The following is a 22,206-nucleotide window of genomic DNA, read 5'->3' on the forward strand; positions in this document are numbered from 1 at the left end:
GTGTTCTGTGTTCACGGAAATGAGTTTGCTTCCCGACGTCCGACCGCCGCGGACTCAGCCGTCACGACTACTCCAGCCACGACCCGACAACGGGCTGGCCGTCTCCGCCCCGCTGCTGAGCAGCAAAGCCGAGACACACAGGCGCCCCAGCCCGTATCGAGGGGCCCATGTCTCATGAGACACGGCAAAGTCTGGAGAACGACGGACACAGAACCATCCTGTGGCGCGACGCCGAGACCGTACGGCTACAGGCCCGGTCCGGTCGGACGGTCATCTCAGCGTGGATGGATCTGGCCGTGGCGGGCATGAACTCGCTACGCCCCGGCACGGTCCTCGACGGGGAGGCTGATCTACAACGAAGGGCGGGTCGACTTCGCGGGCGCGCAGTTCCGCGCGGCCTCAGGCCCGGTCCGCGCCCGCGAACTCGCCGCGGTGCTCCCCGCCTCTTACGCAACCGGAGTGCGAACAGGAAGTTGTGGATCTTCCAACCGCGCTCAGGACGCGGTCCGGCTCATGATGGTGTCGAAGACTTTCTCCGTCTCGCCTTCCATTCCGATGTCGAGGCGTTGGTTGACGCCGCGGAGGGTTTCGTATGCGGCGCTGACTCCGGCGCGGTTGCCTGCCTGGTCCTCGATGAGCATCTAGTCCTGGTAGAGGATTTCGGCGCTGTCGTCGATGTCGAGTCCGCGTGTGACGGCGTGGCGGGCGGCTGTGAGGTCGGGGCGCGGCGCGGTGCGGTGCGGTGCCAGGTCGCGAGTGTGTGGGCGACGTCGGTGATGCGGACGAGCATTTCCTGGATGCGGGCGGCGGCCCAGGCCAGGTCGGCGCCGCCGAAGGGCCGGCCGCGCACGAGGTCGAGTGCCGCCTCCAGGTCGGCGATGCCGGCGCCGGCTTCTGGGCCCTTGGCGAGTCCGCGTTCGGCGAGTTGGGTGAACCGCGTCCAGTCGCAGCGGGCTGTGGGGGAGAGGCGGTAGGTGCCGGTGCGGTCCCGGGGCAGGAAGGGGTTTCCGTCCAAGTCGGTGCCCAGGCGGTTGCGCAGTTCGGAGATGCGGGACTGGAGGGTTGCTTTGGTCCAGGGCTTGCGTGGGTCCATGGCCTCGCGTGCGGTGTCGCTGCTGATGCCGGGCTTGAAGTACAGCAGCGCGGCGAGCAAGGCGAGTTTGAAGCCGTGTCCGGAGGCCTCGATGCCCGCAACGGTGACGGGGCCGAGGACCTGAATGTCGGGGGCGTGCAGGTCGAAGGCCCCTGACGCTTCGCTTTCCCCTTCCTCGGCTTCCGCGGGCACCTGTTCGGCGAGTGGGGGCACAGCTTCCGGACTGGGCGTGGTGGCGGTGCCTTGGGCCAAGTTGTCTTCGGTGGCCTGTTGTGGGGGCGGCATGATGCGCAGGGATGTGGTGGCGGTCAGTGCGGTGAAGGGTGTGTCCGGGACGGCGGTGGGCGAGGCGGGCGAGGTGGGGGAGTGGCCGGGCTGGTCGGGGGCGGGGACCTGCTGCCAGGGGCCTTCGGCGGGGCGGGCGGGTTCTTCCGCAATGTTCAACACGCCGACGAGGTCCTGGTATTCGCCGTCGGTCATCGACTGTACGAGGACGTCGGTGTCGAGCAGGTCGAGGCGCTGGGGTGTCGCCGATCCGACGGTCAGACGTTCGGCGTGGGGGAAGGCGTGGCGGGTGCCGCGGGCGGGGAGCACCAAGGCGAGGGGCAGGGTGCGGGCCGCGGCGAGGGCGTCCGCGAGGTGCTGGGCGTCGTCTGCGGCGGCATCGGCGGCGCAGATCAGCAGCCACGGAAGAGGAGTCGTTTCGTCTTCGTCGGCGGGGTTTTGGTGGTGTTCCAGGAGGAGTTCGCCGAGGTCTCTTTGCGCGGCGCGTAGGTGCGGTACGGCGCGCAGGCGGCCCTGGGGGAGTCGGGTGGGCAGTTCGGTGCCGAGGCCGATGGTGAGGATGTCGGCGCGGTCGCTCCAGCTGCTGGTGGCGGTTTCCAGTGCGATGGCGCGGGCAGCGTCGGGGTCGCCGTCCAGGAGGAGCACGCGGGCGGCGGGGAGGTTGAGGAGGAGCGCTCCTGGGCTCGCCCCACAGCGGCTGCCCGGCGGCAAATTGGATCAGCATGATGAGCGTATGACCGAGAGCGAAGCGGATCTGCTGGCGTTGCTGCGTGAGCTTGATGATCCTGAGTGGCTGGAGTGGCCGCAGCACTACGACCGTGCCGAGACCGCAGCCCCGCTTCGGTGGTCTGCTGACCCGACTCGAAGGCGACTTCGGAGCTCGCTGCACGGATGAGCAGGACACCCAGGACTCCAGCGAGTACGGACGCCTCGTCGTGCCGGCTGACGCGACCGTATGCGGAACCCGGATCGTCGTCTGCGTGAGCAAGTTCGGCTCACTGGCGCTGGTATGCGCGGACAACCCAGGCGCCTTCCTCGGAACGGGGGAAGCTCAGGCCGAGGGGGAGCTGGACGGCGCTGACCTAGACATTCAACCGTCCCCCACAGCACACCTGCCAGCGACTATTTATGCCGCCAGTCACCAATTGAGATGACGTCTAAATGTCAGTGATGTCAGACCGTTTGGTACTCGTCTGGCAGAGGGGCAAGGATACGGGCCCATCCTCCCGTCGAGTCGCCTGATTGCAGCGAGGACGCCCGCTGCGAAGGTGCCAGCCCGAAGGTAAAATGAAATTATCGGGGTTACGGCCCGCCACGGGAAGTGGCTGCGCCATAGACCGGATGAGCGATCCCTACAGCCCGTTCAAATCTCTGAGCTGCAAGGCGTATGGGGAGCCTTGAGCCGCTGGATCTCGCTGGAATGGACAACGCGCCGATCCACTCTTTTTGGACTTTCGTGTTTGTTGTGCCCCAGTCGGGCGACGATTCTTTTTAGGAAACATGCCGTCCGCCGACTGTGGAATTTTGGCTAAGGGATTTCATGTAATCCCCGGCAGGCGTGCGAGGACAGCTACGGCACCTCGCTGCGTTATCGACCGTACAAACACGTCCAAGATGAGTAATGATCCTCAGTCTCGCGATGTACCGCATCTGACGCCGCGCCACCGGTGATCAGGGGCAGCTCTTAGGCAAGAGAGTAGATGAGAGGCGTCTCATGGTTTCTACTAAGAAGTGCACTCCGCGCATCGTAGGTGTGTCGGCCGTCGTCGCTCTGCTCTTGGGAGCAGGCGGCGTGGCCAACGCCACGGCTCTGCCGTTGGCACGCGGTGGCCCAACGGCGGTATACGCGGTGGACAGGTCGGTGCCGCCGCCATCACCCAACACGCCGAACACGCCGAACACGCAGAAGGGGACGGATCCGTGTGATGTCCAGGTGTGCACGGACTATCAGCGGTTCCCGAGCCTGCCGCCGCAGAAGTCGGTGCCGAACACGCCGAACACGCAGAAGGGGACGGATCCGTGTGATGTCCAGGTGTGCACGGACTATCAGCGGTTCCCGAGCCTGCCGCCGCAGAAGTCGGTGCCGAACACGCCGAACACGCAGAAGGGGACGGATCCGTGCGATGTCCAGGTGTGCACGGACTATCAGCGGTTCCCGAGCCTGCCGCCGCAGAAGTCGGTGCCGAACACGCCGAACACGCAGAAGGGGACGGATCCGTGTGATGTCCAGGTGTGCACGGACTATCAGCGGTTCCCGAGCCTGCCGCCGCAGAAGTCGGTGCCCAACACAACGAACATGCCGAACACACCGAACACGCCAAACATGTAATGAGGCTCGCGGCGTAGGCGCAGGTAAGAATCACCGTGGGCTCAACCTCCACACCCACCGCGCACATTGAAGGACCCCTGACGAGCAAAATCGGTCGGGGGCCTTCGCCATGCCCGTTGACTGCTGGTGACCGCGATTCTCCGTGAGTCCCCGGTCTATCGGGCACGGATGGGGCACGAGCCTCAGCTGCCCTGAAATCACAGATAGCTGCCCGGAGTGCCGGCGCACTGTTCCAGCAACATCTCTCGAGTCTTGAGGCGCCTGCTCTAACTTGATCTTTAACCTGTGCGGCGTGGTCGTGGGGTCGTTGACTTCTTTGTTCGCTGTTTCGCAGGTTGCGTTTTGCGGGGTGTGTGCACGTCGTGGCGGGGTGTGGGCCGGGTGTTCTTTCTGCGTGGGGGTCGTCCGGGGCCGGGGCTGGAGGGTTTCGGTGCTTGGGCTGGGCAGCTGGCTTTGGGGCGGATGTGCCGGAAGTCGCGGCGGACTCGGGCGGGGGTGAGCCTGTTCGGCGGGGTTGGTCTCTCCCAGGGGCGACGCAGGTCGGCCGCCAGCGGTCGTGCGAGGCGTAGTTGGGTGTAGGCGGCGAGGATGAGCCAGGTCCATCGGTCGGCTGCCTCGGGGGTGCGGATCTTTGGGGAGGTCCAGCCGAGGGTCTGTTTGAACAGGCGGAAGGTGTGTTCGATGTCGAAGCGTCGCAGGTATGCCTGCCAGAGACGGTCGGCGTCTGCCGCAGTGGCGTCGATGCCCGACCATCACAGCCAGACCGGCTTCGGTGTTGCTCCGCTGGGCAGGTGGCCGATGTCAAGGCGGATCACTGTCCCTTCGACGATGGGAAGGGTGCCGTCGTCGGCTGCCCAGGAAGAGCGGTGGGTCAGCTTGGGGTGCAGCCGGTCCCAGGAGCGGGCCCTGGTGGTGCCGTAGAGACGTGTGTCGGTAATCGTTTCGGTGTCCGGGGTGCCCCAGGTGTCGGGCTGACCGAAGACGAACTCGCCGCCGTGCCGGGGCGGTCGGCCCTGAGTGTGGGGCAGCCGGGGCGGGACAGGCCTGCGCAGAACGCGGTCGGATCGCATCCTGGCCAGCACCTGGACCGGCAGGTCACCCAGGAGGAAGCCGAGGCGGGGTGCGTCGTATCCGGCGTCCGCGACGATGAGGATGTCCGGGTCGCCTGTCTGCCACTGTCCCGCTGCGATCAGCCGTTGCAGCAGATCGCGCAGTTGCCGGGCGGTGACGGTGGCGGTGTCGTCTCCGGGCGTCAGACGCAGTGCGTCCAGCGGTGCGGTCCATGAGCTGCGGCCCGGCTCGAGCGCGCAGATGATCGAGTAGGGCCAGCCGGGGACCGGGATGTGCTGGTCCTTGCCCCGGCCGTATGTGTGGCACAGGATCCGCTGGGGTGAGGTGTGGGCGTCGGGCCGCAGCCAGCAGGTGACATCGATGGCCAGGACCAGCCGGCCGTCAGCAGCCCGTGGCAGTGGCACTTCGGCCAGTGCCCGCCGCAGTCGGCCGGCATCGATGCGTCCACGGGCCACCGCCGCGTAGAGCCCTCCATGTCCGCGGCGGTGTTCGCCCACCAGCGACAGCTCGGCCAGTGACCTCACCGGCCCGTCGCCGCACAGAACGGCATCAGCCAGCTCGAACAACGCGTCCGAACGGGCGGTCAGGCAGGAGTAGAACTCGCCCCGGAAGCATGACAGTTGGGCCAATGCCTCCGACCGGGCGTCGTGATGCAGCAGACTCATTCTCACGGCCTTCGTGCTGGACGTGTGTGTTCCTTGGTCGGAGCACATGTTCAGCCGAAGGCCGCTTCCGCGTACGCCAGTTACCGAACCGAGTGATCAAGTTCGACCCGTCATTCGACGACGGACGTTAAAGATCAAGCTAGGGCGTGTATCGGAAATGGATCTCGAACGGTGCGGCGAAGGTTCAAATCACGGTGGGAGATGTCGGTCGGCACCGTGGGCCTATGTGCGTACGCCGATCGTCAGTCCCAGATGAGCCTGCCGTCTTGAACACGTCCAGCAGCGCGCTGCTCCCCCGCGGAAATCTGCGCCATGAGGGCGACCATCTGGCTGAACAGAGCGGTCAGTGACTCGTGAACTCCGAAAGATGGCTCATCCCCATCGCCGAATGAACCGATCTGACCGCTACGCGCATCCAGGAACTTGCCGTAACAACTTTCATCGTCCGAGATGATCGGAATCCACTGCTCATGCCAGAAGGGAAACTCCGGATCGGGGGACGGGTCGTCGCGCTCGATCTCCATCTTGAAGTGGTACGTCCGCTCCATGGCCGCGAGTCCCAGCAAATCGCGGTTGTTGCCGGGCACGACCCCCTCCGTGACACCAACAGGGCCGTTGTCGGCCCCGGAGGCCAGGAGCCACGTCCGAAGGTCGGCCGGGAAAACGACGCCCATGCGCTTCTCTGCCGCAGTGATCGCTGCCGGCGGAGCGGGAGCGAGAACCGACGATGCAGTCGTCGGTGCATTCGTCTCCAGCCAGTCCACCAGTCGCTGCCACGCCAGCTGCACGTCCCCCATGGCCATTCCTCTCTGAACGTCTACCTCACGGCGCACCCTACGGTCCGGCAGCGAATCGTCCCCCATCCGTCACTCAAGATCCACTTTCGATACACGGCCTAGGACGAGCAGGGTGACCACGGCGAACTGGCCACCGGCAGACTTCAGGAAGCGATGCCAGTTCACGCGCCGAGCGTTCATGCCCCACCATTCTCCGCTGGCTTCATTCACGAGTAGTGCTGTCGGTTGTTCACGGGTTTGGGAGGCACCCAGATCCACGGTCGGGTGATGTTCACGAGTTTCGGGTTCTGGCACAGATCTTGGGGAGTCGTCGCGGAGCGTTACCTCGACGTTCGATTGCGAGGAGACGGGCTCGTGTGAGACGGCGTACGCCTTGTCATCCCACGGACGGAATTGACGCTCCCTCAGGTGTCTGCCGATTGCTGCTGCGGTCGGTTGCGGACGGTGATGGTGCTGGTCAAGCAGACCGATGCACCGTTCTGGGGCTCGCTGGTGTTCGAGGGGATCGATGATGTGGATGTCGAGGCGGTTACGGCCGCGTTCGGCACGGTCGAGGTGGTGGCGATAGGCCGCGCGGCCGGGGCTGCGTGTCCGGACTGTGGCCGGTCTCGGGACGGGTCCACGACCGATACCAGCGCAGGCTGAGGGACCTTCCACTCGCTGAGCAGGGCTTCGTGATCCGGCTGACGGTCCGGCGCTTCATCTGCGGGTCGGCGGACTGCCCGCGCCGGACGTTCGCCGAGCCGTTCTCCCGGCTGGCCGCCCCGCACGCACGGTTCACCATGCGGCTCAACCGTGCCCTGGAACGGGTGGGGCTCGCGCTGGCCGCGCGGACCGGCGCCCGGCTGGCTGCCCAGCTGGGCTTCGGAGCTGGCCGGATGACCTTGTTGCGCAGGGTCATTGCATTGCCTGATCCCGCGTTCAGCACGCCGCGTGTGCTGGGCATGGACGACTTCGCGATCCGTCGCGGCCAGACGTACTCCACGGTCTTGACCAGCGTCGAAGACCATCGCGTGGTCGATGTGCTCCCGACGCGTGAAGCCGGACCGCTGGCCGCGTGGCTTGTCCGTCACCCCGGCGTGGAGATCATCTGCCGGGACCGGGCGGGCGCCTATGCCGAGGGTGCCCGCCGCGGTGCCCCTGATGCTCTGCAGGTCGCTGACCGGTTCCATCTATGGCAGGGCCTCGGCCGCGCCGTGGAGACCTGCGTCGCCGCCCATCGCGACTGCCTGAGCAATCCTTCGCCCAGTGGCACCCTGCCGGAGGCCACCCGGCTGGCTTCCAGTCTGCCGCAGGACGACTCGGTGCCCGTCGGACGGCGGGCCGAGCGGAAGAAGGCAGCACATGCCCTGGTCCACGAGCTTCTTGCTCAAGGTCACTCACGCCGGGCGATTGCACGGCACCTGGGCTGGGGTCTCAACACCGTGCTCAGATACGCGAACGCCGCGAACTGGCAGGACACCATCCGCGAAAACCGGCCCCGCCCCCGCAGACTGGACCCCTACAAGCTCTACCTGGAGCGACGCTTCGCCGCGGGATGCACCAGCGTCACCCAGCTCCACAGCGAACTCGTCGCCGACAACGCGCCCGTCACCTACCAGATGGTCCGCGCCCACATCGCCACCCTCCGCAGGACTCCCGCCGGCACGCCACCCCGAACTCCGACGGTGCGTCAGTTGACCGGCTGGCTCACCCGACACCCCACTGCGCTGAGCGAGGAAGACCGGGCCGGCCTGAAGGATGTCCTTGCACGCTGCCCTGAACTGGACACAGCCGCCGGACACGTCCGCGACTTCGGCGAGATACTCACCGACCGCCTCGGCTCCACACTCCCCACCTGGATCGACGCAGTCGATGACAGCCAGCTCCCCGGTCTCACCGGCTTCGCGCTCCACCTTCTGCGGGACCTTGACGCCGTGATAGCTGGGCTCACTCTCGACTGGAGCTCCGGCAGCATCGAGGGCGCCGTTAACCGCATCAAGAAGATCAAGCGCCAGCTCTACGGCCGGGCCGGATTCGAACTCCTCCGCAAGATGATCCTGCTCCAGTAACACTGCGCGAGCAGCCGCCCACCCGTGGCAGGATGGGCTCATGTTGATCCGAAAGGGCGATGCCGCGTAGGCGTCCCAAGGCCGTCCGCGCAGAGCGGTGGCGGCCACGATGGCAGTGTTCGGTCCTAAGAGTCCGCGGTGTCTCCGCGCGGACTCGTACAGCGATCCGCCGGGTCGAAGACCAGGAGATGTGGCCCAACGCGGTCGCCAATGCGCTCTCGCGTTTCGAGCGAGCTTTTAACCAGCCGGGACGCTATCTGGACGCCTCCGAGTTCGAATCGCCCGGGGTGGGAGATGCCCGTGATGACCTCGAGTGGGCGATGCGGCACCTTCCTCCCGGAGCACAACGGGACTTGGGCCGACTGATCACACGCATCGATGAGGAATTCGAGCGCCGCACCCTGCCCGACCCCAACAATATTGAGTTGGCGGTGTTCGGCTGGTGGTGGACCAGAATGCAAGAACGCTGACGGGCCCCGGACCCGCGCCCTCAATCGAACGACACCGTCACCCTCCGCGACGACTCCCCAAGATCTGTGCCAGAACCGAGTTTTGACAGCGCTGGGGCATGGGCGGCTACATCTCATCTGTGCGCGGGCGACGACATGGTAGAGGACGGCCTGCCATCGCGTTTCGTACGGGCGCTGCGCCGCTCAGTCAGCGACCGCTGCGGCGGCCAAGATATCCGACGCGGGTATTCTGCTGCGGGAGTTGCAGGTGGCAGGGGCGAGCGGACGCAGTTTCAGCAGGGGGCAATGTGGTGCGTGTGCTTAAGGCGGTAGTCCCGGTCCTCGCCCTGGTGGCGGTGGTGGCGGGGTGTTCCTCGTCCGAGGGCAGGGACGAGGAACGGCTGACCACGCAGCGGGAGAACTACTGCACGCAGCTGGGGGCGTGGCAGGAGGCGCGGAACGCGGCGGGCACGGACACTCCGGAGCCGTCCGGGTACGACGAGGTCGGGGCGGTCGCTCAGGACGCCTTCCTCGCGATGCGACCGCTCCGGGATGAGCCCGTTGACGGAGGCCGCACCTTAGCGGAGGCGACGGTGGCAGCGATGAACAACCGTGACTCCGAGGCGGAGGGGCGCGTCGTGCAGTACTGCGACGATGTCGGCTTCGAGATGCTGACCCGCTAGTTACCTGAGTCAGATTCTCTGGTGTGGTCTCCGAACGCGTTGCCCCATAGATCGTGTTGAGCATCGGTTTGAGTGAGCGGCCACGGTCGGGTGAACGTCAGCTGAGATCGGCATGCGCGATCTTCCGCGGGCTGGTGGGAGAACCGCTTCGGTGCGGTGAACGGCGGCCCGGAATATAAAAAGGAGGAGCCTATGCGTGGGCTGTGGTGGGCGGCCGGGAGCGGGTGCGTCCTGGCGGCGTTGGGCGTGGGCCTTTGGCTGGGATTCATGGACGAGGGGCATCCGTTCGGTGACGCGCGGGCCTGCCAAGGGAGCGATGTTCCGCTGCAGCAGGAGCTTGATGTCGTACGCCTTGCTCTGCCCGCTGGTGCCGAAAATGTCCACTACGTCACGCACTCTACGGCGGCGGCCGGAGGTGTTCGGCTGGCCGTGGCGTTCCGCAGCACCTCGCAGGCGATGCAGGCGTATCTGCGGGAGAACAAGATCGTGACAGAGGGGCAGCGCAACCTCAACGACGGACGGTTCGAGCTTGGTGACGTCGGTGCCGCCCCGTCGAGTCTCGGGCTGTGTGGGAATGTGGCTCAAATCCAGGCGCCTGCCGTACTCATCGACAAGCAGCGTGAGGCGCTGGACGGCCAGGAAGAGATCGTCGACATCGCCCTCCAGCTGAACCCTGCCGATAGGGCGGGCAGCATCCGACCCACGGCGAGCGTCCTCCTCACGGTCATGGAAAGCTCGCGGCCGTGAGGAGAGCCGGCGTCAGAGGCATCGGCAAGTATGCCGACGCCCGACCAGCCCGGTTCGTGCCCATCGGATTGGCCTGGTCGCAGGGCCGCTGCGGGGGCCGCATTCTCCGGTCGGCTGGATCGGCAAGTGCGCCCTGATTGGGGGCCGCGCCGGTCACGGCGCAGGGAAGCGGGCATCGACGGCTCCTCCAGAGTGGGATTGAGGCTGTGCCGTCACTCTTGGCCCGCCCTCTCACCGTCCCGCTTCCCAGCACTGGCCTGACGCCGTCACGGGGCCATAACTCCTGCAGTGGTGAGCGGCCGTGGGCCTGGTGGTAAGCGTGGTGGTAAGTGGGCCAGGCCGTGGTGAGTTCGGACCGCGCACACTCACCAACCCCAGGTGGGGGAGTCGACCTTGGCCTTGACGTCGGGGAACTGTTCGAACAGGTCGGCGATCCCTTCCGTTCTCACGGCACTCTGGTCGTGCATCCGGCCGGGACACGGGTCGGGCTCGGAGAGGTGACCGGCCGGGTGGTGCCGGACATGCGAGTTGTACCAACCGTTTGACACAAACCCCTACTGGGCCGCATCTTGTACTCACCGCTTGATACAAGCGGTGAGTACAAGTGCGAGCACACGGGGGTTTCTCATGCGCGAACTCGGCACCGTCCCACGCCCGACCGCCACCGACCGCTATGCGCGCTGGGCCGGGCTACTCGTCGGACTCGTCGCCGCCCGCCTGGTCGGCTCGAACGACGGCCTCGGCGTCGGCATCCTGTACGCCATCCCGGTGTTCGGGCTCTGCGCGGTCGCCGGCGTCCTGGTGGGCGACGCGCTGACACCGCCGCCGCGGGGAACCGTCCGCACGGCCGGTCTCGCGCCGCGCCGCATTCGCGACTACGTGCCACCGCGCATGACCCTGCTGCTCCTCGCCGAGGCCGCCGTCCTCGTCGTCCTGCTGGCGGTGGCCGCCGTGGTCGCCTCGCCCGACGACATGGGCCGCGCCGGGCGCTCCCTGACCGTGACCTGCCCGGACGGAAGCACGGCGAGCACGAGCCCCTGGCCGGGCCTCTTCTACGGCCTGCCCATCCTCGCCGCCCTCGCCGTATCCACCACCGCGTGCGTCTGGTCCCTGACCCGGATCGCCCGCCGCCCCGGCGACGAGCAGACCCGCCGCGACCGGTCGCTGGCGATCGTCGCCGCATGGGGGCTGCTGGTCTCCGCGCCCCTTCTCGGCGCCGCCTCGACGGCATCGGGCGCGCTGATGGACATCGGCTGCGACGGCACGGTGGGGCGCCTCGCGAACTGGGCACTGTGGCCCACGGCCCTGGTCGCCCTCGTCACCGTGCCGTGGTGTCTGTTCACGGTGATCGCGCCCAAGGCAGGGGTGCGCCGGTGAACGGTCCCGCCGTCCACGTCGACACCGCGAGCCCCGTCCCGCCCTACGAACAGATCCGCGCCCAGCTGGCCGCACTCATCACCACGGGCCGTATGCCGGAGGGGGAACGCCTGCCGACGGTGCGCCAGCTGGCGGCCGACCTGGGCCTGGCGGCGGGCACGGTGGCGAGGGCCTACCGCGAACTGGAGGCGGCGTCCCTGATCTGCACCCGTCGTGGGGCGGGGACACGGGTGGCCCCGCTTCCGGCACCGACCCGGACACCAGACCCGGCCAAACTGGCGGAACTGGCCCTCCGCTTCGTGACCGAGGCCCGGGGCCTGGGCGCGGACGGGGAGACGGTGCAGCGGGCGGTACGGGACGCGCTGGACGAGTAGCGGCTGTACGGGGGGCGGGCCCTGCAACCGCCGGCGCGGAGGGGCGACGGTGCCGCCGCGGCCCTCGTCCCGCTTACGACGCACCGAAGCCCAGCGCAACCTCATCCACGGCATCGAGACACTGTCCTGGGGCTTCCCCGAGGAAAAACCCGAATACAGGGACGCCCACCCTCAGTTCGCGCTCCTGGCCACCGGAGCCTCGCCGCGAGTCCAGCTCGAGAACTGGCTTCACGACACCGCAACGCTCTACCTCTTCCAGGTCCGCGGTGGCTTCTACGAGGGCCGGTCCTGGCACTGGCCCGACGAAGAGGCCGAGCGACGACTGAAGTACCCCCAGCGCTTCGGCATCGAACCCCTCGCCCGGCTCGAGAACATCCCCCTGGGCCCCAAGGGACCGCTCACCGAAGCCGGCAGCGACGCCATCCGCCGCTCAGGCACCGACCGGGGCATGGGCAAGCTCGTCCAGATGCCCGCCCAGCGCCTCCTGGAGCTCGCCGGGATCCCCTTCGACCCCGACGAGCCCGAAGACGTTCCCCTGGACAAGTCGCCGGGCTTCACGGCGGAACAGGTTGAGGGCAAGAAGAAGCCTCAGCGGCGCCGCCGCGGCGCCGGCTACATCTCCGACCCCAAGAAACGCAGAGCCATCGAACTGCACGCCGAGGACCACGCGATAGCCCACTACGAGAAGGACGGCTGGACGGTCGAGAGGCTGGGCAAGCCCTACGACCTGCGCTGCACCCGCGGCGCGGAGGAACGTCATGTCGAGGTCAAGGGCACCACGGGGGCCGCGACGAGCGTAGAGCTGACGATCAACGAGGTCCTGCACGCCAGGGACAAGGACAACACCGTCGACCTCTACGTCGTCAGCGACATCAAGGTCGACACCCGCACCGACCCGTACACCGCCAGCGGCAACAAAGTCACCCTCTTCACCAACTGGGAGCCGGCCGAAGAGGACCTGAGGCCCCGCAAGTACGAATACCGGCTCCCCGACACCACCAACTGAGCGCCCACGGCACCGGGCACTGTCAGAGCCGCCTGCGACCTTGTACCGTGCGCGAGGACATCGGGCGGCCTGATGACGGCTTCGAAGTCCGCCTCGCCCTCACTGACAGTCCAATACCCAGCAAGGTACGCACCGCGCGGATTGCCTCGGCCAGATCTGCAGTCGTGAGGATGGCAACTGTAGACCCGGACAGGATCCGGTTCACGCTGCACCAGCACACGGGCATCACGGGTGCGACCGCCGCTTGGAAAGCTCGAGCGAGAGTCGCCCCGGACGCCGCCTAGGGCGAGGGGCGAGCCCTGGCGGTCACTGGGGGAGAGGCGCAATGATCAGGCCTATGCGGATTCTTCTCCTTGGCGGCACCTGGTTCCTGGGGCGCGCCGTCGCCGAGAACGCCTTGGCGCGTGGTTGGAGGGTCACGACCTTCAACCGCGGCCGCAGCGCCCCTGACCTGCCAGGGACCGAGCCGGTGCACGGCGACCGCACCAGTGCGGACGACCTCAAGCGGCTTGCCGGTCACGGCCCGTGGGACCTCGTCGTCGATACCTCGGCCTCCGAGATGGCCCCCTGCCAGGTCCTCGACGGCACGCGCGTGCTGGCGGCAGAGGCGGAGCGGTACGTGTACGTCTCCACGGTCAATGCCTACCGGGGATGGCCGCACGAGCCCCTCACGGAGGACAGTCCCGTCTATGCGGCGCCGCCGGACGCGTCCCGTGAGTACGGCGCCGGCGGCGGTGTGACCGTGCACTACGGCATGCAGAAGGCTGGATGCGAGGCGGCTGTGTTGTCTCAGTTCGGGGACCGGGCGACGGTGCTGCGTCCGGGCGTGATCCTGGGTCCTGGCGAGTACGTGGGGCGCTTGCCGTGGTGGCTGAACCGGGCCAGGCGGGGAGGCGCGATCCTCGCCCCGGGCGAGCCGGGCACGCACGTTCAGCCGGTCGATGTCCGGGACGTCGCCGAGTTCGCGCTCACGGCAGCGCCCGGCGCCTACAACGTGGCCGCGCCGCGTGACCGGGACACCATGCGTGACCTGCTGATGGCCTGTCTGGCCGTCACCGGCAGCCGCGGGCGCCTGGCGTGGGCGCCGGACGAGCTGCTCACCGCGCACGGTGTTCGGGAGTGGACCGAGCTCCCGCTGTGGCGTACGGCAAAGGGCACGTGGGCCGTCGACAGCACGCGCGCGCAAGCTGCTGGGCTCGTGTGCCGTCCGCTCGCGCAGACCGTCGCCGACACCTGGGAGTGGCTCACGTCGGGGTCGGTGCCGGTGGAGCATCCGCGCTGGGATGACCACGGCATCGACCCCGACAAGGAGATGCGCATCGTCGCCGAGCTTCGTTAGCCCTCTATGGCCAGGCGGCTGCCGGGCAAGGGCCGGGCGGCCGCGCGGGCGACGAAGTCCTCGATCTGCTCAGCCAGCGTCCGTGCTGCGGGCGCCTGTTCGAGCTGGGGCCGGGCGAGCTCGCCGCGCAGCTGGGTGACCCGGTCGACCAGGCCGATGGTGCGCCATTCCACGGGGGTGGCCAGCACCGGTTCCAGGGCTTCGTCGGCGCCGTCGAGTTCGCCGCGCAGCAGGCGGGCCCGTGCGAGGTCGACGGTTACCTGCATCTGCACCGGCCGGTCCGCGTTGGGATCGTCGTCGAGCAGCTGCAAGGCGTGGAGTGCGGATCGCTCGGCGCGATGTGAGTCTTTGAGGACGAGGTACGTGGTGGCGTGGCTCATCGCGGCCCGGGCGGGCCCGAAGGCGAACTCGCCGCCCACGTCGTCGTGCAGCTCGTCGCGCACCTCGGGGCCGGGGTCGAGTGCCTGCTGCACGGCGCGTTCGGCGTCGCGGGGGCGTCCCAGGTGCGCGTAGGCGCGGGCCTCGATCGCGGACAGCCGCATGTGTCCCGTGGCGCCGACGCCGCCGAACGATTTCGCGATGTGGATGTTGCGCATGGCGGCCGTCGGGCGGCCGTCCCAGTAGGCCAGGTACGCCAGTACGCCGTGCGCGTAGGCCTGGAGCGGCCCGTGCTCGATGGTCTGCCCGTACATGGCGGCGGTGCGGGCGAACTGGGTTGCTGGACCGAGCACGCCGAGGTCGAACGCGGCCACCGACAACAGGGACCCGGCCTGCCCGGCCGCCAGGTACAGGCGTTCTTGTTGCCGGGGCCGCTGTGTGCGCTCCAGCTTGTCCTGCACGTCCAGCAGGAGTTCTTCGGCGCGGCGGAACGCGGCGACGGGGTTCGTCGTCTCGTAGTCCTTTGCCAGCGTCTGCACGTCGTCGTCGATCTGGTCCAGCGTCATGTCCGGTAGATGGGCCGAGGCGGCGTTCCCGGCATGGGCGGCGGCGTCACGAGCAGTCATGGCGATATCGCTTTCGTTGAGCGCTGGTTGCAAGGTGACCGCTGCCTGCTGGATGGGCGCGAATAACTCCAGCACCGGCGCTCCGAATATCCTGTGCAGGATGAGCGGCGCCGGCGGGTTCGGCGCCCGACGCTGCTGGCCGCTTGTCCACCGTCTCCACGTCGGCTCGGAGACATCCGCCGACCGGTAGCGGGCGTCATCGCGTTCGTCGCCGATGAGCCGACCGATTCTGCGGTACTCCTTCGCGGCCTCCGCGTACGTCCACGAACGCGCCAGGACCAGTGAATGAAGCAGATTGCGTGGCTGCTGCGACATGAGGTCCTCCTGACGGACGCGCCCCGGTGGTGACAGCCGGTCAGCATCGTGAATATCGCCCGACCAGACTGCCCGGGAACCGTTCACGATGTAGGTGATACCCACCTGATAGCCCGTCTGGATTCGTGAGACCCAGGTGAGACCCCGGGTGGATGGTGCCGTTCCTGTCGCGCCGGGAGGCTTGTGGGCCAAGCAAGCCAGTCCAGACGAGGGGGCGCCGTGAGCATCGTGGACTCACACCACGCCAGATCGCGTGAGGGCACTGAGCCCGGCGACGGGCAGGAGCCGATCGACTTCCGGGCGGTGCGGGCCGCTGTCGCGGGGGTCAACGACACGCCGCTGGCCGCGCTCGAACGCGCCGGGATCGACGAGCGGACCCGGTGCATGGCCGCCCATGTGCGGCGCATGATCCGCGAGGACGGCCCGGGCCGCCCTGCGTACGCGACGTCGATCTTCCGTGCCGCCTACCTGGTCCTGGACTCGCCGACCAGGCCCACCACGCTCGACTCGGACTGGGCTGCCTGGAAGTACCTGCAAAGCCTCGCCTACAGCGCCGCCGCACTCGCCGAGCTGCTCGATGCGGACACGGCGTGAGGGCCCGCATCCGGATCATCGAGGCACTGATCACTACCGTCCTCGCGGTCGCCGCCATCGGCGCGATCGGTATCGCCTTCTGGCACAGCCTCCCCTGAGCCTCCGTCGCGCCTTGGTACAGGAAGGCCGAGACGCGGCGGGCCGCAAGATCCCGCTCCCCGGGCATTGCGCAAGGCATTCGGCACCCGGGGAGCGGGCCCCTGGCACCATCCACTCAACCCCCACGGAGGATCCGATGACCACTGCCACCATTCCGTTCGCCGCGCGGGCCGCGGCCCCGCCCTGCCTCGTTGCGACCTCGATCAAGGGCGTGAGGTGGAACGAGGAGCTCCAGATCAACCAGCAGGAGGACGGCAGCCCTTGGCACACCGGGGACATGGCCGCCTCGACGACGGACACCAACCTCGACGGGCAGGGCGACGACGTCCAGGACCCGTACTTCGCGTCCGCGTCATGACCGCCGCCGCCCGCCCGGTGCTCGTGGTCGCCGAGCAGCTGGACGCGTCCGCCGACATGGTCGTCGACCAGCTCAACCAGCGCGACGTCCCGGTCATCCGCTTCGACGCCGCCGCCTTCCCGCAGCAGCTCACCCTCACCGCCGCGCATGCAGACCGTGAGGCGGGCTGGAGCGGGATCCTCGACGACGGGCGCCGGACGGCGCGGCTTGAGGACGTTAGGGCCATCTACTGGCGGCGGCCCGGGCGCCCCCTCATCGCGGACTCCGTTCCCGAGCCCTACCGCACGTGGGCCCAAAACCAGGCCGATGCCGCCCTGCTGAACGTCCTGGCGGCCCTGCCGGGCGTCCCGTGGATCAACAACCCGCACGCCGACCGCCTCGCCGCCCACAAGCCCCAGCAGCTCGTCGCCGCGACCCGTTGCGGGCTCACCGTGCCGCGCAGTCTGGTCACCAACGCCCCCGCCGCTGCACGCGACTTCGCCAAGCAGATCGACGCTCCGCTGATCTGCAAGCCGGTCCTGGGCGGCCGCCTGCCCATCGAGGAGGGCCGCGCCCTGATGGTGGCGACCCACCACGTCGACCCGCTCGACTTCGACGACAGCATCCGCCTGTCGGCCCACTACCTCCAGGAGGCCATCGCGAAGGCCTTCGAGGTACGCCTCGTCGCCGTCGGCGACCGCGTCTTCGGCGGGACGCTGCACACCACGTCCGCCAAGGCCGCCACGGACTGGCGCACCGACTACGAGCACATCGAGTACGGCACGATCACCGTCCCCGACGACATCGCGACCGCGGTACGCCGCTTCCTGGCGTACTACGGCATCGTCTTCGGCAGTTTCGATTTCGCCGTCACGCCGGCGGGACAGTGGGTGTTCTTCGAGAACAATCCCGCCGGAACCTGGGCCTGGGTGGAGAACCGCACCGCCCTGCCGATCGCCGCCGCGCACGCCGACTACCTGCAAGGAGTCATCGAATGAATTCCTGGCCGGACACCGGTACCTCGGCCGCCCTGCGGCAGAAGTACGCCACGGATCTTGCCCTGGAGCGCGACGGCGAGTGGCTCCAGGCGTTCGCCGACGTCCCGCGGCACGTGTTCGTGCCGCGCTTCTTCACGCAGGGCACCGACGCGGCATGGCAGCCCGTGTCCTGGGGCGACGTCGGGTATCTGGAGGCCGTCTACGCCGACGTCGCGCTGACGACCCAGCTCGACGAACAGGGCATCCCCACCAGCTCGTCGAGCCAGCCGTCGGTGATGCTCGCCATGCTGGAGGCCCTCGACGTCCACGACGGCCACCGTGTCTTCGAGCTCGGCACCGGAACCGGCTACAACACCGCGCTCCTGTCACACCGCCTCGGCGAGGCACGCGTCACGAGCGTCGACGTCGACCCCGGGCTGGTGGCCGCAGCGATCGGCCGCCTGAAGCAGGCAGGCCACAGCCCCACCCTCGCGGCCGGCGACGGTGCACTGGGCTACCCGCGCCGGGCCCCCTACGACCGCATCATCGCCACCGCAGGCCTGCACGCCATCCCGCCCGCACTGCTGGAGCAGGCCGCCGAGGGCGCGGTCATTGTCGCCCCGCTCGGCTACGGCATCATCCGCGCGCAGGTGACCGCCCCGGGGCACGCCACCGGCCGCTTCCTGCCCACCCCCGCCCACTTCATGGCCCTCCGCGCGGCCTCCACGGCGCCCGATCTCGACGCGGTCCGGGGCGAGAATCCCGGCAGGACTTCCGTGGCGCCCCGCGACGTCCTGGAGCGTCTGAAGTTCCCTCTGTCGCTCGCCCTGCCCGGCTACACCTCGTGTACGTGGAAGGACGACCACGGACAGGTCACGGCCGTCGGCCTGTGGACCGAGGACGGCTCCGTCGCCACCGTCGACACCACCGGCACGGTGCGCCAGAGCGGTCCCCGACGCTTGTGGGACCGCGTCGAGGAACTCGCCGCGACCTTCACCGACAACATCGCCCGTGATGACTTCCTGCTGACCATCACCCCGACCCGGCAGACCGTCACGTACCGAGAGACAGGCGGCCCGGGCTGGCACCTACCCACGCTCAGCCGCTGAGCCATCCCTGAACCCCGCCGGTCCGCGCCCCCCGTAGCGGACCGGCGGACGGAGACCGGGCCCCTGCACCCGTCGGAGGTGCAGGGGCCCGGGCATACCCAGAGGGCCGCGAGCCGTGGCGGGTGGTGGGCGTACGGTCGAGACGTGTGCGTTGACGACCTTCCGGAGGAACCCGAGCAGGCACCGCCGTGGCGGCCCGAGGACGGACCTGCCCCGACGGCCCACGCCTGGCCATACGACGGTAGGACCGCCCTGTTCGTGCACGTCGGCGGGAATGGCGGTACGCGTCCGTCACACAGCGGGACACATGGCGCGACGGACGCATCGCCTATCACGTGGCGATCGACGGGGACGGCTCGCTGAGCGTCGTGCACCGGGCGTGCTGGTGGGGCCAGCCCGGCATGCAGGTCGCCCACGGACCAGAGGAGAGGGCTGGGGAGGCGCCGTTTCCTAGGCCCCCTCGACGACGTGGGCCGCGCCGCCGGCGCCTTCGCCGCGCTGATGAGGCCCACGCGCGCCTCGACCAGCTCCGGACCGGAAAGACTGCCCCAGAACTGGTGAGCGGTCACGGCCGTGGCGCGGCGCATGGCCCCTGCCATCAGTCGCGCGACCTAGGCAGTCTCCTGCCCCGTGTAGCCCTGGGTCGGGGGCCGCTCGATGTCGTGGGGACCATGGCCGGTCCGGAGCCACTCCGCGCGCCGGTTGCCACACAGCTTGCATCCCGGACGGTTCTTGCCGGTCATGGAGCCCAGCCGCGGGGAAACGATGGCGCCGCACCCGGTACAGCGCCTCTTCCACGGGAACGCAGACCCCGGATACGGCTCCAGAGGCTCTAGGCCCGCCGCCCGCATCACTGCGGCGGCCTCCACAGGGTCATGACGCATCGTCTCGTTGGCCTTGCGCCGGCCGCAGGGCCCGCAGCCGCCCTGACCCCTGCGGATGGAGCCCAGCGTGGGGGGTGCCGGGAGCGCCGCAAGCCAGGCAGCGAACGGCCCACGGGGTGTCCACGCCCGGGGGAGCGCGCGGATCTGATCGAGGGGACTGGCTGTGGAGGGCGGCGGGCACCTGACAGCGAACCTCATACGTCACATGCGTATCAGCTGCGGCGTTTCGGCCAATCCCTCTCGTGATGCCACCCGCACAAACACAAGGGCTCAGGTGTTCGGAACGGGCGCATCCCGCACGCCCTCGGCGAACCCGCTTCGTCCAAAACACGCGTGTTCGATCCACCCCGCCCCGTCGTTGACCAAGACACCATCACAAAGCACCAACCCATCTGCATTTAGGCGCAGTTGGGCACCTTGCGGCACCAGCTGTGCTGCACCACTTGAGGAGAAATATCGCCATGAATTGCACCCCTGCCCCCATGCATCAGCCTGCCGAAAACGGACAGCGCCCTGCCGCCGAGCTGCCCAGCACCGGTCAGCTGCGCGCCGCATCAATTCCGGATACGGGGTGGGCGGCATGAGTGAGCCCACCCATGTCTCAGCCGACAGCGTTCCAGGACCGCGCACCACCGCGGGGCCGTCCGCCCCCTCTGCCGCTGCAGCGCCAGGCGACGCCGTTCCACCCGGGCAGCAGATGCGCTTCGTCGACGTGACCGGCAGCCGCGAAGCGGCCGGACGCTCGATCCGGATGCGCGACATGGCCCGCCGCCTGCCCCAGTTGGTGCGCCGCTCGCTGGCCCTGGCCTGGCGCGTCGACCGACGGGCGACCGTCGGCCTTCTCCTGTGCCAGCTGATCACCGGCGTGATGCAGGCCCTGGGCCTGGTCGCTATCGCCGGTACCCTCACCGCCTTGCTGCGTGACGGTGACGTCTACCACCGGCTCCTTCAGGCGTGGCCCTCCGTCGCTCTGCTCGCCGGGGCCGCCGGTGTGCGCGCGCTCCTCGGCATCACCGTGAACTGGCTGTCTTCCCGCCTGAGTCCGCTGATGACCCGCGAGGCCGAGCAGATGCTGCTCACAGGCTGCGCCGAGGTCGAGCTGTGCGCCTACGACGACCCGGAATTCAACCGCGACCGCGAAGCCGCCGACCGCGGCGCCCAGGTCACCGGCGACCTGATCAATGAGGGCCAGGACCTGATCGCCTCGGCCGCCGCCTTCCTCGCCGGGGCTATCGTCCTGGCCGGGGTGCACTGGGTCCTCCTCCCCCTCCTCGTCGCCGCCAGCCTGCCGCAAGCCGTGGCCCAGGTCAGTGCCGCACGCGTCCGCTACCTGGCCAACCTGCGCAGCAACGGGGACGCCCGGATGCTGTCGGTACTGCGCTGGCACATCTACACCAAGGACGCCGCCGACCAGATCCGCGCCGGCACCATGGCCCCCTTCCTCTCCGGCCGCTACCGCAGCACCGTCGCCCGGATCAACCGCGAGGACCGGTCCGCAGCCGACCAAGGCGCCCGCATGTCTCTGATCGGCGCACTGTGCGGAGGGCTGGGGTCAGCAGTGGTGTGGGCAGCGGTCGTATGGCTGCTCGCCACCGGCCGGATCACCGTCGGACACGCCGGAACGGCTGTCTTCGCCCTGCAGACTGCCGGCATGTCGGTCCGCGGCCTGGTGTCCGTCGGCGCGCGCGCCGTACGGACCGGGCTCTACATGGACGACTGGACCCGCTTCCTGGACAGAGCCGGCGGCTTCCGCATGCGCCGCGGCCCGCACCGGCCCCCGGCGCCGGAGACGATCGAGGTCAAGTCGCTCACCCATCGCTACGCGGGCAAGGACCGCGACGCCCTGTCCGATGTCTCTCTTACTCTGCGCCGGGGCGAAGTCACTGCACTGGTGGGCTTCAACGGCTCGGGCAAGTCGACGCTGTCGAAGCTGATCAGCGGCCTCTACCTGCCATCCGGCGGCGGACAGGTGCTCTGGGACGGAGTTCCCACCGACACCATCGACCCGCAGGCGCTGTGGCAGCAAGTCGCCCTCGTGCCGCAGGACTACGCCCACTGGCCGCTGACCGTGCGCGAGAACGTGAATCAGGGGCAGCCCACCGAGCGGGGCGACGAGGCGGTCCGCGAGGCGTGCCAGGCCGCCGACGCCGACGAGGTCGTCGACAAGCTCCGCGGGGGTCTGGACACTCTCCTGGCCCGCGAGTGGCTCAACGGCGAAGAGCTGAGCGGCGGTCAGTGGCAGCGCATCGCCCTGGCCAGAGCATTCTTCCGGCAGGCCGGACTGCTGGTCCTCGACGAGCCGACAGCCAACCTCGACCCCCGCGCCGAGTACCGCATCTTCCAGCGGCTGCGAACCCTGGCCCGCAACCGAGCCGTCCTGCTGGTGACTCACCGCATGACCAGTGTCGCCATCGCCGATCGCATCGTGGTCCTCGACGACGGCAAGATCGTCCAAGAGGGGACGTACGCCCAGCTTTGCGACCAGGAGGGCCCCTTCGCGAAGTTGCTGTCCTACCAGATCGCCTCCGAGGCCGACGGCGACATGCAAGAGGCTTCCGCGTGAGGGGGCACGGCGCCACCCCCACGCGCCCCGCCGCAGAAGCCCTCCCTACCGCCGCACC

At 68.7% G+C, this 22,206-nt stretch carries 19 protein-coding genes and 1 pseudogene; 15 read left to right on the forward strand and 5 right to left on the reverse strand.

Going from position 1 to position 22,206, the window contains the following annotated elements:
* Nucleotides 1–511: 511 nt before the first annotated feature.
* Nucleotides 512–2,089, reverse strand: coding sequence for an AfsR/SARP family transcriptional regulator (locus OHO83_RS46565; RefSeq protein WP_266681948.1), 1,578 nt, complete (start codon nt 2,087–2,089; stop codon nt 512–514).
* A gap of 1,081 nt (nt 2,090–3,170) precedes the next feature.
* Here OHO83_RS46565 and OHO83_RS46570 point away from each other — a divergent pair.
* Nucleotides 3,171–3,707: a hypothetical protein gene (locus tag OHO83_RS46570; RefSeq protein WP_266681950.1), complete on the forward strand. Its 537-nt coding sequence runs from the start codon at nt 3,171–3,173 to the stop codon at nt 3,705–3,707.
* A gap of 278 nt (nt 3,708–3,985) precedes the next feature.
* On the opposite strand, the pseudogene OHO83_RS46575 reads toward OHO83_RS46570, so the two are convergent.
* The 3 genes and pseudogenes from OHO83_RS46575 to OHO83_RS46585 form a co-directional block, all read right to left on the reverse strand.
* Nucleotides 3,986–5,443 (reverse strand): annotated as a pseudogene (locus OHO83_RS46575) (NF041680 family putative transposase).
* 242 nt (nt 5,444–5,685) lie between these two features.
* Nucleotides 5,686–6,240, reverse strand: coding sequence for an SMI1/KNR4 family protein (locus OHO83_RS46580; protein ID WP_266681952.1), 555 nt, complete (start codon nt 6,238–6,240; stop codon nt 5,686–5,688).
* 69 nt (nt 6,241–6,309) lie between these two features.
* The gene (locus OHO83_RS46585; protein ID WP_266681954.1) at nt 6,310–6,498 is read right to left on the reverse strand and encodes a hypothetical protein; all 189 of its coding nucleotides are present in this window, start codon (nt 6,496–6,498) and stop codon (nt 6,310–6,312) included.
* A gap of 186 nt (nt 6,499–6,684) precedes the next feature.
* Between OHO83_RS46585 and OHO83_RS46590 the strand changes: the two genes are divergently transcribed.
* The 9 genes from OHO83_RS46590 (at nt 6,685) to OHO83_RS46630 (ending at nt 14,266) form a co-directional block, all read left to right on the forward strand.
* Nucleotides 6,685–6,885, forward strand: coding sequence for a hypothetical protein (locus tag OHO83_RS46590; protein WP_266681956.1), 201 nt, complete (start codon nt 6,685–6,687; stop codon nt 6,883–6,885).
* The gene (locus OHO83_RS46595; protein ID WP_266681958.1) at nt 6,828–8,291 is read left to right on the forward strand and encodes an ISL3 family transposase; all 1,464 of its coding nucleotides are present in this window, start codon (nt 6,828–6,830) and stop codon (nt 8,289–8,291) included. Before OHO83_RS46590 ends, OHO83_RS46595 begins: the two co-directional genes overlap by 58 nt.
* 188 nt (nt 8,292–8,479) lie before the next feature.
* Entirely contained in the window at nt 8,480–8,761 is a 282-nt protein-coding gene (locus OHO83_RS46600; protein ID WP_266681960.1) for a hypothetical protein, read from the forward strand.
* 296 nt (nt 8,762–9,057) lie between these two features.
* Nucleotides 9,058–9,423: a hypothetical protein gene (locus OHO83_RS46605; RefSeq protein WP_266681962.1), complete on the forward strand. Its 366-nt coding sequence runs from the start codon at nt 9,058–9,060 to the stop codon at nt 9,421–9,423.
* Nucleotides 9,424–9,690: 267 nt separating this feature from the next.
* Nucleotides 9,691–10,170 (forward strand): hypothetical protein, encoded by a 480-nt coding sequence (locus OHO83_RS46610; RefSeq protein ID WP_266681964.1) that lies wholly within the window; start codon nt 9,691–9,693, stop codon nt 10,168–10,170.
* Nucleotides 10,171–10,797: 627 nt separating this feature from the next.
* Nucleotides 10,798–11,547, forward strand: a complete 750-nt coding sequence (locus OHO83_RS46615; RefSeq protein ID WP_266681966.1) for a hypothetical protein — start codon at nt 10,798–10,800, stop codon at nt 11,545–11,547.
* Complete coding sequence (locus tag OHO83_RS46620) at nt 11,544–11,921, forward strand: GntR family transcriptional regulator (RefSeq protein WP_266681968.1); 378 nt, start codon at nt 11,544–11,546, stop codon at nt 11,919–11,921. Before OHO83_RS46615 ends, OHO83_RS46620 begins: the two co-directional genes overlap by 4 nt.
* A 49-nt stretch (nt 11,922–11,970) precedes the next feature.
* Entirely contained in the window at nt 11,971–12,927 is a 957-nt protein-coding gene (locus tag OHO83_RS46625) for a protein NO VEIN domain-containing protein (protein ID WP_266681970.1), read from the forward strand.
* A gap of 337 nt (nt 12,928–13,264) precedes the next feature.
* The gene (locus OHO83_RS46630) at nt 13,265–14,266 is read left to right on the forward strand and encodes an NAD-dependent epimerase/dehydratase family protein (protein ID WP_266681972.1); all 1,002 of its coding nucleotides are present in this window, start codon (nt 13,265–13,267) and stop codon (nt 14,264–14,266) included.
* Here OHO83_RS46630 and OHO83_RS46635 read toward each other — a convergent pair.
* Nucleotides 14,263–15,585 (reverse strand): hypothetical protein, encoded by a 1,323-nt coding sequence (locus OHO83_RS46635; RefSeq protein WP_330278393.1) that lies wholly within the window; start codon nt 15,583–15,585, stop codon nt 14,263–14,265. The genes OHO83_RS46630 and OHO83_RS46635 overlap by 4 nt on opposite strands.
* Nucleotides 15,586–15,804: 219 nt before the next feature.
* On the opposite strand from OHO83_RS46635, the gene OHO83_RS46640 reads away from it, so the two are divergent.
* The 5 genes from OHO83_RS46640 to OHO83_RS46660 all read left to right on the forward strand — a co-directional run bounded on the left by OHO83_RS46640 (nt 15,805) and on the right by OHO83_RS46660 (nt 22,148).
* Nucleotides 15,805–16,179 carry a hypothetical protein gene (locus tag OHO83_RS46640; RefSeq protein WP_266681976.1) on the forward strand — a complete coding sequence of 125 codons (375 nt, stop codon included), beginning with the start codon at nt 15,805–15,807 and terminating at the stop codon, nt 16,177–16,179.
* 235 nt (nt 16,180–16,414) lie between these two features.
* The gene (locus tag OHO83_RS46645) at nt 16,415–16,636 is read left to right on the forward strand and encodes a hypothetical protein (RefSeq protein WP_266681978.1); all 222 of its coding nucleotides are present in this window, start codon (nt 16,415–16,417) and stop codon (nt 16,634–16,636) included.
* Nucleotides 16,633–17,613, forward strand: a complete 981-nt coding sequence (gene tgmB, locus OHO83_RS46650) for an ATP-grasp ribosomal peptide maturase (RefSeq protein ID WP_266681980.1) — start codon at nt 16,633–16,635, stop codon at nt 17,611–17,613. Before OHO83_RS46645 ends, tgmB begins: the two co-directional genes overlap by 4 nt.
* On the forward strand, nt 17,610–18,701 hold the full coding sequence (locus OHO83_RS46655) for a methyltransferase domain-containing protein (RefSeq protein ID WP_266681982.1): 1,092 nt from the start codon (nt 17,610–17,612) through the stop codon (nt 18,699–18,701). The genes tgmB and OHO83_RS46655 overlap by 4 nt, the downstream gene beginning before the upstream one ends.
* A gap of 1,581 nt (nt 18,702–20,282) precedes the next feature.
* Nucleotides 20,283–22,148, forward strand: a complete 1,866-nt coding sequence (locus OHO83_RS46660; RefSeq protein ID WP_266682106.1) for an ABC transporter ATP-binding protein — start codon at nt 20,283–20,285, stop codon at nt 22,146–22,148.
* Nucleotides 22,149–22,206: the final 58 nt, after the last annotated feature.

Source organism: Streptomyces sp. NBC_00569 (assembly GCF_036345255.1).
Lineage (GTDB): Bacteria > Actinomycetota > Actinomycetes > Streptomycetales > Streptomycetaceae > Streptomyces.